The following is a 12,401-nucleotide window of genomic DNA, read 5'->3' as shown; positions in this document are numbered from 1 at the left end:
CACCTATTGACCCAATTATCAAGAACGCTCCAGGCTCAATCATGGTGAATTGGCCTTGATCACAGCGATCTTGCACTTCCTGGCATGTTCCACCGCTGCTTCCGTGCGGTTACCTCAACCATTACGACAAGCGAGAGGAATCCTCTGGGCTGAGGGGAAGGAATTCGTGGTGGAGTCGCGTGCCACCTAAACTACTTTTCTGTGCCCGGCAGGAGGACTACCCCTAAGAAGTCAATCGGGGCGACAGGATTCGAACCTGCGACCTATTGCTCCCAAGCCACTCGCGACAGCTGGCCACGCCTGTGCATAAGGAAGAGGCCAAATACCAAGAGTTGCTAGAGAAGGCCGAGCGAGAAGTTTCAACTCGCCAGCGAGAAAGACAAGGCCAAGCTCAACTCCAAGATCGAAGAGTTGCAACAGCGGATTGCCGAGATCGAGGAGAAGAAGAGAGCTATCAGCCAGGCGATGCTCACCAAGACCGGCCACGTCTACATCATCAGCAACGTCGGCAGCCTCGGCGAAGACATCTACAAGATCGGGATGACACGCCGGCTGGAGCCAATGGATCGAGTGAAAGAGCTGGGCGATGCCTCAGTCCCTTTTCCGTTTGATGTGCACGCCATGATCCGCACAAGCGATGCGCCAGCTCTAGAGAACGCCCTGCACAAACACTTCGACCTCAGGCGTCTGAACCTGGAGAACCAGCGCAAGGAGTTCTTCCGTGTCTCCATCGACGAGATCAGAGCGGAGCTTGATCAACTAAAGACCGACCTCGGCATTGACTCGGAGCTGCGGCTAACGCTGATAGCAGAGGCCAAGGAGTACCGAATGAGCGAAGCCAAGCGGAAGCACCTGGAGGCATCCTTCCAAGCAGACAGTCGGGTTGTGGCTCCTGCCATTGACCGGAAGCTTGTGCTTCTTCCCAGGCATCAATGAGGGACTGCATGGTGGTGGAGAGCGGGAACTGTCCCGCGTCAACCCCCTTGGCCGATCTTGATTACCCAGCTCGCTCCGCGCACCGCGAGCCTGGGCCGTAGACTGGTACGCACATACCAGTTCAGTCATGGCGCGCAACGTCATCCAGTTCCAGAAAGGCCTTTCACTGCCTGACTTCCAGCGGCTCTACGGCACCGAGGTGCAATGTGAGGCTGCTTTGGAGAAGGCGCGCTGGCCCGGTGGGTTCCGCTGTCCCCGCTGCAATGGCCATGAGCATGGGCTGGTCTATGGCCGCAGGCTCAAGCGCTATCAGTGCCGCAGCTGCGGCCATCAGGCCACGCTCACGGCTGGCACGATCATGCAGGCCACGAAATTGCCTCTGACCACCTGGTTTCTGGCCTTTTACATGATCGGGCAGGCCAAAACAGGGATCTCCTCGCTGGAGCTCAGCCGCCACCTGGGCGTGAACTACGACACCGCCTGGCTGCTGCACCACAAGATTCTGCGGGCGATGGCTGATCGGGAGGAGGCTTACCTGCTGCGGGGAAAAGTCCAGATCGATGATTCCTACCTCGGCGGAGAACTGCCGGGCGGCAAGGCAGGTCGGGGTTCAGAGAACAAGATCCCCATCGTCGCGGCCGTCTCCTTGAATGAGGCGGGCCGGCTGATTCACGCCAGGATCACAGCCGTGAGTGGCTTCAGCTCAGAGGCCATCGCTGAGTGGGCCAAGCGCCATCTGGCGCCCGGCAGTCAGGTGCTCTCCGATGGCCTGGCCTGCTTTCGTGCCGTGACCACGGCAGGCTGCAGCCATCACGCCATCGTCACCGGTGGGAAGCACCCAAACGACTTGCCGCAGTTCCGTTGGATCAACACCGTGCTGGGCAACCTCAAGACCGGCTTCAACGGCACCTTCCACGCTTTCAATTTCGACAAGTACGCCAGGCGCTACCTGGGCGGCTTCTGCTTCCGGTTCAACCGGCGCTTCTCGATGGTTGCGATGACTGATCGCATTGCCAATGCGGTCTGTTGCTGCATGCCCTGCACGGAGCGGGATCTCAGGGTTGCGGAGGCTTATGGGTAATCAAGTGGCCGATTGGCGTCAATCAAGTTGGCCGGTGAGGGGAACTGATCGCCCCCCAGTTGTCGCCGGCGACAACTGGGGGGCGATGACGCTGGAGGCGACACGAAAACTGAGCCACACATCAGTCCGAGCCATTGCCAGCACTGACTTCCTCTGATCGGCACCAGGCGACAACCACGTTGGCCGGTTAGGCGCCGAGACCTCTGCTGAGCCTTGCCCTGGAGCGCACGAGCCGGCGGAACCCACGGTCCGCCGGCAGCGCGGAGCTCCCCGCCGGGATCTGGCACCATCGGCACCAGGTTGTCGCCGGACGACAATCTCCCGGGCTGTTCTCCGCTTCTCTACGGCTGCTGTGGCTATTTGCTGCCGCTGCGCCGGCTTGCTTGGGCGCGGCGGTGGCTGTCGCCGCTGATCTCGACGATGTGGCAGTGGTGCACCAGCCGGTCCACCGCCGCCACGGTCATTGAGCTGCTGGGGAAGATCTCATCCCAGGCGGTGAACGGCTGATTGGCGGTGATCAGCAGCGATCGGCGCTCGTAGCGGTGGCAGATCAGCTCAAACAGCACGCTGCTCTCCTGTTCATCCCGCCGCACGTAGCCGATGTCATCGATCAGCAGCAGCGGGTAGCGATCCAGCCGCTCCAGCGCTGCCGGCAAGTTGTAGTCGGCGCGGGCCTTCTGCAGCTCCTGCACCAGGCTCGTGGCGGGATAGAAGCGGCAGGCCTGATCCAGGCCGATCTGCGCCAGGGCGATGCCGATGGCCAGATGGGTTTTGCCCACACCGCTGGGGCCGAACAAGAGCACGTTTTCACTCCGCTGCAGCCAATCGCTCTGGCGGCTCAGAGCCTCCAGCTCCTGCCATCGGTGCGCCTCGATTCGGCCGCCATGGTCGTAATCCGCCAGCACCTTGCTCCAGGGCAGCTGGGCTGATCGCAGCAACCGTTGCTGGCGGGCCTGCTGGCGCTGCTCCACCTCCTGCTCACAGAGGGCATAGAGAAACTGGCTGGGGCTCCAGCCCTCGGCCTCAGCCTGTAAGGCGAGGCTCTGCCAGTGGGAGCGGAATCGCGCCAGCCGTAGCTGCCGCAGCAGCATCGGCAGGGCCGCCTCCACCGCCTGGGGTCTGGGCACTGAGGACGAGGAGGTCGTCATAGCTCTGCAGGCTGTGTTGGGGAATGCGTTGCGGTGGGTGGGGGCGATGGGGCGGCAGCCGGAAGCGTTGCTGCAGCGCCGCCAGCGACAGCCCTTGCCGTTGATGGGCCTTCTCGAGCCAACCCAGCACTGGCTCGTAGCCCGCCAGGCGGCAGCCCACATACAGCGCCTCGACCATCAATCGGGCGGCGGCGTCACGGTCACCGCCATTGCGCAGCTGCTGCCACAGCTGCCACCAGCGCTCATCGGGGAACAGCTCCCGCTGGTAACTGCAGTGCAGCAATGCCCGGGGTTTTCGCCTGAGCGCATCGATCAGGTGCTCCAGATCGATGCTCCACGCCCGCCCATGACGCTCGACACCGCCGTGGCGCCGCTCCAGTTCGCAGGCGATCTGCCGGCCCAGAAGCAGCTGCAGCCGGTCGTGGAAGATCCGCACCGTCAGCCGCTGGTCGATCAGCCGCGGCGGCACCGAATACACGACTCTGCGTACCTCGATCGTGCTGGTGCGCCGCACCGTGAGCTGTTCAATGTCGTAGTCGGCAAAACGAAACCGCGGTAGTGGCCGCAGCGCCGCCTGCTCCTGCTCCAGCCGGATCAGGCGCGGCCTGTTGTACTGGTCAATCACCGCGGCCAGAAAAGCCTGGTATTCAGCCAGCGACTCGAAATCACTGCTGCCGCGCAGCAGCAACGCCTGCTCGATCCGCCGCTTGAGATGGCCATGGGGACTCTCCACACGGCCGTTCTCATGCGCCACCCCCAGGTTGTTGCGGCTGTAGGCCAGGCTGTAGTGGCTGCAGAGGGCGTGATAACGGCGGGTGATGTCGGAGCTGAAACTGCCGTTGCGGTTACGGCACGCTGCTGATAACCGGTCGGTGCGCAGTTCACCTGGCACCCCGCCGCAGGCAGCCAGAGCGTTCTGCAGACCCTCGGAGAGGGCTGCAAAACTCTCGCCGCCCTGGACCACCTGCGCATAGCTCCAGCCGCTCCAGGCCAGGCGGTAGTGGAACAGCAGATGGGGGAACACCTGGCCGGCGATCGTCACCTCCACCCCCTTGAGCTGGGTGAAGTCACAGAAGGCAATTTCGCCAGGCTCATAGCTCAAAGGGAAGATCACCTCCGGCGCCGGGCCGTGCAGTGCCTTCCACTCCCGCACCCGGCGCTGCAGGGTGCGCTGTAGCGGAATCCAGTCCACATCAGGTTTCTGCTGCTGCAGATGCTCCAGGAGCGTGATCGGCGTCAGCGCGGGTGAGCGCTGCAGCAACGGCACCAGCTCCTCCTCCCATACCCCTACCAGCGGATCGGGGCGGGTGCGGCCACGGGGCTGGTTCGCCCGCGGCTGCAGCTGATTGCATTCAATCCGGCGAGCACTGCGCACTGAGATGCCCGCCGCTGCGGCAGCAGCCTCCTGGCTGCTGCCGCCTCGTCGTTTCGTCATGAACAGATTGCGTTGGTGGCTTGTCAGTGGTGCCGGCATCACCTGGTCCCTGCGCATCGGCACCAGGGTCTCCAGCACTCACCCCACCGGCCAACGAGCTTGTCGCCGACCGGCCAACTTCATTGTCGGCGGACAGGGAACATCGCTGTGATGCAAAGAACGCGCACCTGACTCCCCGAGAAGCGGGAAAAACTGGAGAGCGGTTTTGCAGACCCGATGGTCCCCTCCACCCAGCTGAGGTGCTGAATGGGCGTCTAGGCAAACGGAAGCCCGACCAGGCAGGAGCGGCTGTAGCTGCCGTTCCGCTCTCTGCAGCTGCCAGGTTCCGCAGCGGGCACGGGCCTTTGCGGAATGCCCGAGCGGGAGCGAGCGGCTGGAGCAAGCAGGTCGCTGCTCTACTTCCAGCTGGCAAGCGAGCAGAAGGGGCAATGGAACCCGACCAGGCGGTAGTGGGTGGGGCAAGGCCGCCAGCTACGTGCGGCCTCGAGCTGCGCTGGCCTTAAGAGTTTGCGGAACCGTCAGAAACGCTGCGTTCCGGCCGCGTCCCTTTGCGTGATGTAAAACCGGAGGCCCGAATGCCCTGATCAGAGGGTGAACAGGGTGGAATGAAAAGCTTTCATTCCGGAGGTGCAGATACACCTCGTTGTTTCACGTTGAATCAGGACGATTGACTTGTCAAGTCTTTCGTCCGAGCGCGGATGTGTTGTGAGCTGTGGTGGTTTGTGCTGCCAGTGGTTCAGTGATCGGCCCCCGGGCGGTGATCAAGGCCGCTGCGCCCTATGGGGCGCTGCAGCCTTGATCACCTGGGGCCTTGGGTCCTGCGGCTCTCAGGCGCCGGCGGCCTGCAGTGCAGCGGTGTCGCCCAGCTCGGGGATGGCCGCCATGCTTTCGGCGGAGACCATGCGGCCGCCCTCAAGCTGCCAGTGCTCGTGCTGCTCCAACAGCACCGCACCCACCAGGCGGGTAATGGCGGCGTCATTGGGAAAGATGTCCACGACCCTGGTACGGCGTTTAATTTCTTCATTGACCCGCTCCAGCAGGTTGGTGCTCCAGATCTTGCGCCAGTGGTCCTTGGGGAAGTGGCGGAAGGCCAGCACGTCCTCCTTGGCCTCGTGCATCAGTGCAGCGGCCTTGGGGAAGCGCTCGGCCAACGAGGCGGCCAGATCATCCCAGCGTGACTCGATCTCCTCTGCGCTCTCCTGGGCAAATACCGATCGCAGGGCGGCGGTGACCATGCCCTGGTGAGCTTTTGGCACCTGCTGCAGCAGGTTGCGGGCAAAGTGCACCCGGCAGCGCTGCCAGACGCAGCCCTGCAATTGCCTGCGGATCGCCTTGGTGAGGCCGCTGTGGGCATCAGAGATCACCAGCTTGACGCCACCCAGGCCCCGCTCCTTGAGGTGGGAGATGAACTCTGCCCAGAAGGGCTCGCTCTCGCTGTTGCCTACCTTGAGGCCCAGCAACTCACGGCGCCCGTCCTCGTTCACCCCCATGGCAACGACGACAGCGCGGGAGCAGACCTGCTGAGCCTTGCCCAGCCGACCATTGAGGTAGGTGGCATCGAGGTAGACGTAGGCGTAGCCGCTGCTCTCCAGCGGCCGGTTCAGGAACGCTTGCACCTGCACGTCGATGTCCTGACAGATACGGCTCACCTGGGACTTGGAGATGCCGCTCTGGGAGCCCAACGCCGCCACCAGGGAATCGACCTTGCGGGTGGAGACCCCACCGATGTAGGCCTCCATGATCACCGCATAGAGGGCCTGATCGATCCGGCGGCGGGGCTCGAGGATCGAGGGGATGAAGCTGCCGGCCCGCAGCTTGGGGATCTGCAGCGCCAGATCCCCAAGCTGGGTGGTCAGGGTGCGTGGCCGTTAGCCGTTGCGGTAGTTGGTCCGCTCCTCGCTGCGCTCATGGCGATCGGCACCGACCACAGCGGAGGCCTCCAGTTCGATCAGCTGCTGCAGGCCGTAGCGGGCCAGCTCGGGGATCAGCTCCCCAGCACTGCTGCCGTCCAGTAGCGAGGCCAGTTCAGCTGAGGCAACATGGGTCGTGGGCATGGTTCGTCTGGTTGAGGTGGTACTCGAACCAGGGAAACGGGCCTGCCCACCCGGGGTCCCCACGAATCCAGCGCCCGAGGCGCTGAATTCGCGGGGTGCCCCGCCCCTTGCAACGCCAGCCGCTGAGCCGATCGCTTGAGGTGCGGACGCTCAGCCCCGGCTACGCCGGGGCTGAGGCCCAGGGGAATTACACCACTGCAGGGGACGCAGGCTGCGTTCCTCCCTCTCGCGATCTGATTACTCGCTGTTCGGGCTGGATTTCGCTGATTAAGCGGTTCTGAACGCCAGATTTCAGGCGATTTGCCCCGTTGGGGCTTCCTGGAAGCCGCCTCATTGGCACACCTCTGGGCAACTGCCTGTTCATGCAGCCTCCACCATTGCCGGTTTGAGCAGGTTGCCCAGCCGGATCAGGTTGTAGGCGATCACGTGCAGGCCAAACACCGCGCCGACCTTTTCGGCACCGCGCAGTTTGAACTGGCGCAGACCGCCCCACTGTTTGATCCAGCCGAACACCTTCTCGATGCCGCGGCGGGCGTTGATCGACTTGGCGTAGCCCTCGTGGCGGGTGGTGCGGCCATCGATGGCGGAACCACCAGAGCGGGCGGTGTTCTGCGCCACGTGCGGCGTCACGCCGATGCGGCGCATCTCGGCGACAAAGCCCCTGGTGTCGTAGTTCTTGTCGGCACCGATGGTTTTCTGGTGGGCACCGGGACGATCCGCGGCCATGGCTTTGGCGGCATCCCGCTCCCCGGTGCCCGTGGCTTGCGTGACCTTGCAATCGACGATCAGGGCATGGCGGTTGTCCATAAGCACATGACCCCGGTAGCTCGGTTGAGCCGGGTGGGCGTTGGATTTCCGGGCCAGCAAGGCGTCGGGATCACTGCCGGAGCGGTGGGTCTTGTTGCTGAGCTTGATGCCTCGGAAATCGCCTTTCGCCCGCTTCTTGCCGGGCTTTGGAGCGCCAAAACCCTCGCCCGGGCCTGACGGCGGGGGCGGTGGGTCCTCCTGACCGTCGATCCGCTCCCGCGAGGCATGGGAGGCCCAGGCCTGCAGCAGGGTGCCATCCACTGAGAAGTGCTCGTCGCTGAGCAGCGGCTTGACCTCGGGACCACCCATCAGCTTCTCGAGGAAACGCCCCATGACGTCGTCATTGAGAAGCCGCTCGCGATTCTTGGTAAACGTGGTGGGGTGCCAGATCGGATCGTCCGGACTCAGGCCCACAAACCAGCGGAACAGCAGGTTGTAGTGCAGCTGCTCCAGCAAAAGCCGCTCCGAGCGGATGCCGTAGAACGCCTGCAGCAGCGAGGCCAGCAGCAGTTGCTCAGGCGGCACCGAGGGCCGGCCTTCTGCGGCGTAGAGCGCGCAAAAGGTGGGATTGAGCCGATCGAGCGCCTGATCCGCCAATTTCCGGATCCGCCGCAGCGGATGGCTGGCTGGGATCCGCTCCTCGATCGACACGTAGGAGAACAGGGAGCCGCTGCGCTCCCGGTGACCTCGCATCTGGACTGGGCGGTTTACCCATTTTCGCGCACGCCTGGTTTTTCAGCAAACTCTTAGGAATGCAGTGAGCTTGTCAAAACTCTCAGGTTCTTCAGGACAATCGAGATCGGCACGCCTGTCGCTATCAAGCACTGAGGATTCTCGTTCCCACATGGCTTGCAGCTGCCCGATCCTTTCCTGATCGTTGTTTCGTAGCGCTTCACGTGTCGGTATCAGCCATGCACGCTCGATCATCCGACGGATCTGCCGATGGCAGGCCGCATAGATCGTGGTATGAATGAGCATGCAGCAATGCGACTGCGCTTGCCCGCGGGCTCTTCTTGCTGCAAGGGAAAGCAGAAACCAGTCGCAGGCGTCGCTGAGACTCGACGTCAGCCCTGCGGCGAATGTTTCTCGATCCTTTCGCGAAGGCGGTTGAAGATTGGTACGGTCTTCCTCGGGTACTCTTCGGATATACGGGAGTTCGGTATCTCTTTCGGCATCAGTATCATCGCCAAAGAGCCTCCGTGCGCCGAAATACCCCTCGGGCTCATCCAGTGAAATGATGAACTCACTTGGGTAGAGATCTCGACTTCCATCCACCGAGGTCTCAGCCATCAGCACATTCGCGTATGGCGTCGCTGTGTAACCGACGTAGGTGACCTTAGGTAGTTTTTCGCAGAGATCACGGATCAGCCCGTTGATTCTGGTGACTGAGCTTCGGTAGGCTGCAGTGTTGATACTTGCCAGATCGCACTCGTCGTCGATGATGAGCGTCGGCAGGCTTTTTCGCTCGATCTCAGAAAGCTTGTTGAGTGCTTTCTTGAGTCTTCTGAGAACAGCCGCATTTTTCTTCACCACGAAAAGAGAGCATTTCCCACGTCCGGCTGTTGGCAGCTTCGGAGCGCTTCCAGGCTTGAAGTCACTCTCGACCGTCGTTCCTTCAAGCCACAGCGAAGGATTGTGGCTGACGACGTCAGACAACAACCTGACCTGAGTCTGCTGTCTGAGCACGTTTGTCATGCCTGCTAAAACGATCACCATGCGATAACCGCTGTCTGCGGCCTTTGCAATCGCAGCAGCCATGCTCGCCGTTTTTCCACTCTGGACATACCCCAGAACAAGTCCCTGAAAACGATCCTCTCTCGAGCCATTCGGACAGAGAAGTTCGTTCGTGATCTTCGTTGATGCCCTGTCAATGGATTGAATGACTTCAGTACTCCATCCCTTTCGCCTGAGGTGCTCACGGTATGCATTCCAGTTGGGTGAAGAACTCTCAGTCGGCCCAAGGTACCAACGAACCTGCTTGCCTGCTGTGACTATCGGAGCGGGATAAAGTGTGATGACCTGTTGCTCCTGCCGCTCAAGTTCAGCTACCGCTCTATCTATCCGTCTCTCAAGCTCTTCTGACAGTGGAGAGAGTTGCGCCTTGAATTTCTTACCAGCTGCTTGGACCCCTATGGCCTCAACAGCGTGCATGGATTTGAGATTGTCAACAATCCCCTTGATGTCATCCACCGAGAGTTCCTGCTTTTTTATAAGACTCGCTATTGCTGTACTGACCGCCTTGAGCCCGGCTCATGAGAATCTGTGAAAGGATGTCCAGTCCGTCAGGCCCGGATCGACAGAGACCTTTGGCGATGGGTGCATTCATTGTATTGCGGGCACTATCCTAGCGAATATGGGAGTTCGACTGGTTTGATCCTCATATCTTGCCCCGGAAAAGCTGCGCGGCCATCCCCCATGCCCCCGCATGAGACAGCCGAAGCATGAAATCTGGAATTCATGCAGATACTGCATAGAAGCCTGGCCTCAATGGCTGCCATACGTAATGCCCGCCGCATATCGGCTTTCTCCGGGCACAGTGCATCTGATCCCAATAGCCAGCCTCGGTGCACTGCATCTAGCTCCCAGGCACCATTGGGTGATCCTTCCAGCAGCAGTAGCGGCAACACCTCTCGCCTGCCCCACTGGCGCCGAGGCCACTGGCACACCGTCCTGCATGGCGAGAAACGCCAGAGCCGGCGGATGCAGTGGTTCCAGCCGGTGTATGTGGGGCTCAGCTGAGCCGAGATTCGGCGAGTGGGTGTCCCTCTACGGAGCTCACTGCCCCAGCAGGTCCATTTGCTTTGCCGGCCGCTTGAGGATCTCGATGGATTCCACCGCCACAAGCCTGGGTTGTTCATCAGCAGCGGCCTCGTAGCTACCGCTGACCCGGACGGTGCAGTCCAGAATCTCGCGCGCCTGTCCTTTGTGCTTTTCGTCGTAGATGCAGCGGATCCCGCGCTGATATCGGGCTCCTCGGATCTCGAAGCGCAGGGCATCCAGGTCGATCTCTCGTACCACCCCTTCGAAGGAATCAGTCCCCCGGAAGCGCTGCCCTGAGGCCTGATCCAAGGACCGTTGAAGGATCTTGCCGCTCTCGCGCGTCAGTGCGGCAGGTGTCTCCTGGCTTTGCCCAGGACAGCTGAGGAACAACTCCGTGATGGCCTTGCTTCTGGGAGTGGGAGCAAGTTTCTGAGCTGCCACCATCACGGTGTCACGAACAGCTGGGTCTGGGAACAGGGAATAGACGTCTTCGCTGACGGCTTCATCCTTGATGAGCCTGGGAATCAGAGGAAGGCTGCACACCGCCTCTCGGACAGCTTCGTAGAGCCCATCGGTCACTCCCTCAAGAACCAGTTGCCCCTGGGCGCCAACATCATCTGGCCTCGGGACCCGCATTCCCACGACCAGGCTTCCATAGGCAAGCCCTGAAAGATACGGATCCAGGTCTGCCGGCCAGCGAACTCGCTTCTCCTCGCTGAGGCCAGCGATTGATTTGGCGATCTTCTGGATCTGGGTGCGCAGCTTTGAGAAGGCACCGGTGACAAGAGAAATCGGTGGCTCGTGGGTCATCACACCTGGCCCTGTGAAACGAGCAACCAGATCGGCGTGATCTGCCAGTGATGCGTAGGGGAACTCGTCTCGATAGAGCCTGGCAAGCAGCTCGAAATACGGTGTGCTGATCAGCTCCGGGTCCTTGCCCAGCTCCACCGCCAGCTCTCGCGCTGCCAAGAGCTCGCGGTGGATGATGCGGGCTTTGCCCTCGACAATGTCGATCCAGCTGCTCATGACATCAACCTCAGCAGCCCTTTCTTGACGAGCTTGCAGTCAAGTTCTTTTTCAAGAGCCTTTCTGGGATCCCAGGAGCGGAAATAGCTGACAAAGTCCTGGTCAAGCTTCTCCAGACTGGGCCGCATGTCAATGTTGTAAGCGCCAAAGAGCTCGGCATTGCGCACGTACAGCATTTGGCCCTCCCATTGCTGATCACTTGGTAGGCCCTGCAGCTCAATCACAAGGTTGATATTGGCTGGGTGTTCTTCTGAGGTGACATAGCTGCCATCGAGCACAAGTGGCGGAATGGTTGTGAAGCGATCTATGAGCTCATCTCTGATAAATGCCTGCAGCGACTCTGTCAGTCTGCGGCGTTGTTCATTCCATGCCAGCGCTGCTTCCACTTCTGACATCGTGCATCCGTAAACACCATCAGGTAGCAATCCATACCGATTGAACCCAGGGATTGGCATGCTCACCAGCCTCCGGTTCCCCGTGGGCGCCTCCCTCTGATGCCCCAGGCGTTGATGGGGCCATCGTTGCCACGATGGGAGGCGGCGGTGTAACTGAGCATCGGCCGGAAGGTACTCCCGGTTTATACCCAGTCCGATCGCCAGACGGAACCAGCCGACAGGGTTCCGGGAAATCCCGGCCGGCAGTGCCAGCCGGGAGAGGCACTGAGGCCTTAGAGGACCTGCACCCTGGCCTGGGGCCCAAGCACCCGCTGCTGATTGGAGGCGAGGATCAGGGCCTCGGCCCGGGGCACGTAGTGCGGCTCGGCGCTGATGTGGCCCTCGCGATCGAGGAACAGCACCCGCAGCAGCTGGCCTGCGGCATCGAGCAGGTGCACCGAGATGATGCGGATCGGGCAGGCGCGGACCAGGGGAGTGGCGGCCATGGCTGGGCTGGCGAACGACACCGCCGTTCAGCCCCGGCGCCGCCAGCGCCGCGCAAGGGGCGCGCAGCGCAGCGGAGCGACTCGCGTCAGCCCTTGCGCGGTGCGCAAGCCGGGGCAGGCCGTGTGGCGTGATCGCCAGCCCCGTGGCCTGCCCCACCATGACTGACCACAACGCTTCCCATGGAGTCGAGTTGAGGCCAGGGACGCCGAGATGCCAGTCCGCAACTGAAGGACCAGCAAGACCCTGCTCGATCCGGGGCTTCTTTGACAGAAT

At 61.8% G+C, this 12,401-nt stretch carries 10 protein-coding genes and 1 pseudogene; 3 read left to right on the top strand and 8 right to left on the bottom strand.

What is annotated here, in order from left to right:
• Positions 1-411 precede the first annotated feature (411 nt).
• Together H8F27_RS11515 and H8F27_RS11510 are read left to right on the top strand one after the other, a co-directional pair.
• Complete coding sequence (locus tag H8F27_RS11515) at positions 412-936, top strand: GIY-YIG nuclease family protein (protein ID WP_231596229.1); 525 nt, start codon at positions 412-414, stop codon at positions 934-936.
• A gap of 127 nt (positions 937-1,063) precedes the next feature.
• Positions 1,064-2,017 (top strand): IS1595 family transposase, encoded by a 954-nt coding sequence (locus H8F27_RS11510; RefSeq protein WP_197147974.1) that lies wholly within the window; start codon positions 1,064-1,066, stop codon positions 2,015-2,017.
• A 356-nt stretch (positions 2,018-2,373) separates the two neighbouring features.
• Here H8F27_RS11510 and istB read toward each other — a convergent pair whose 3' ends face one another.
• From istB to H8F27_RS11490, 5 genes and pseudogenes are all read right to left on the bottom strand, one after another.
• On the bottom strand, positions 2,374-3,144 hold the full coding sequence (istB, locus tag H8F27_RS11505) for an IS21-like element helper ATPase IstB (protein WP_231596206.1): 771 nt from the start codon (positions 3,142-3,144) through the stop codon (positions 2,374-2,376).
• Positions 3,041-4,678, bottom strand: a complete 1,638-nt coding sequence (gene istA / locus H8F27_RS17640) for an IS21 family transposase (protein ID WP_231596205.1) — start codon at positions 4,676-4,678, stop codon at positions 3,041-3,043. The genes istB and istA overlap by 104 nt, the downstream gene beginning before the upstream one ends.
• A 749-nt stretch (positions 4,679-5,427) precedes the next feature.
• Positions 5,428-6,654, bottom strand: a pseudogene (locus H8F27_RS11500) (IS256 family transposase).
• Positions 6,655-7,014: 360 nt separating this feature from the next.
• On the bottom strand, positions 7,015-8,154 hold the full coding sequence (locus tag H8F27_RS11495; protein WP_197148207.1) for an IS5 family transposase: 1,140 nt from the start codon (positions 8,152-8,154) through the stop codon (positions 7,015-7,017).
• Between the two features lie 42 nt (positions 8,155-8,196).
• Positions 8,197-9,651 carry a Z1 domain-containing protein gene (locus tag H8F27_RS11490; protein WP_197148206.1) on the bottom strand — a complete coding sequence of 485 codons (1,455 nt, stop codon included), beginning with the start codon at positions 9,649-9,651 and terminating at the stop codon, positions 8,197-8,199.
• 402 nt (positions 9,652-10,053) lie between these two features.
• Here H8F27_RS11490 and H8F27_RS11485 point away from each other — a divergent pair, with 402 nt between their 5' ends.
• Entirely contained in the window at positions 10,054-10,200 is a 147-nt protein-coding gene (locus H8F27_RS11485; RefSeq protein ID WP_197148205.1) for a hypothetical protein, read from the top strand.
• Positions 10,201-10,236: 36 nt separating this feature from the next.
• Here the strand turns inward: H8F27_RS11485 and H8F27_RS11480 are convergent, their stop codons facing one another.
• The 3 genes from H8F27_RS11480 to H8F27_RS11470 all read right to left on the bottom strand — a co-directional run bounded on the left by H8F27_RS11480 (position 10,237) and on the right by H8F27_RS11470 (position 12,127).
• Positions 10,237-11,247: a hypothetical protein gene (locus tag H8F27_RS11480; protein ID WP_197148204.1), complete on the bottom strand. Its 1,011-nt coding sequence runs from the start codon at positions 11,245-11,247 to the stop codon at positions 10,237-10,239.
• Entirely contained in the window at positions 11,244-11,642 is a 399-nt protein-coding gene (locus H8F27_RS11475) for a hypothetical protein (protein WP_197148203.1), read from the bottom strand. The genes H8F27_RS11480 and H8F27_RS11475 overlap by 4 nt, the downstream gene beginning before the upstream one ends.
• A 272-nt stretch (positions 11,643-11,914) precedes the next feature.
• Positions 11,915-12,127, bottom strand: coding sequence for a hypothetical protein (locus tag H8F27_RS11470; RefSeq protein ID WP_231596228.1), 213 nt, complete (start codon positions 12,125-12,127; stop codon positions 11,915-11,917).
• Positions 12,128-12,401 lie beyond the last annotated feature (274 nt).

The organism is Synechococcus sp. CBW1108 (assembly GCF_015840335.1).
GTDB lineage: Bacteria > Cyanobacteriota > Cyanobacteriia > PCC-6307 > Cyanobiaceae > Cyanobium_A.
The sequence above is the reverse complement of the archived record's forward strand: the minus strand, read 5'-3'. Positions and strand labels throughout refer to the sequence as shown.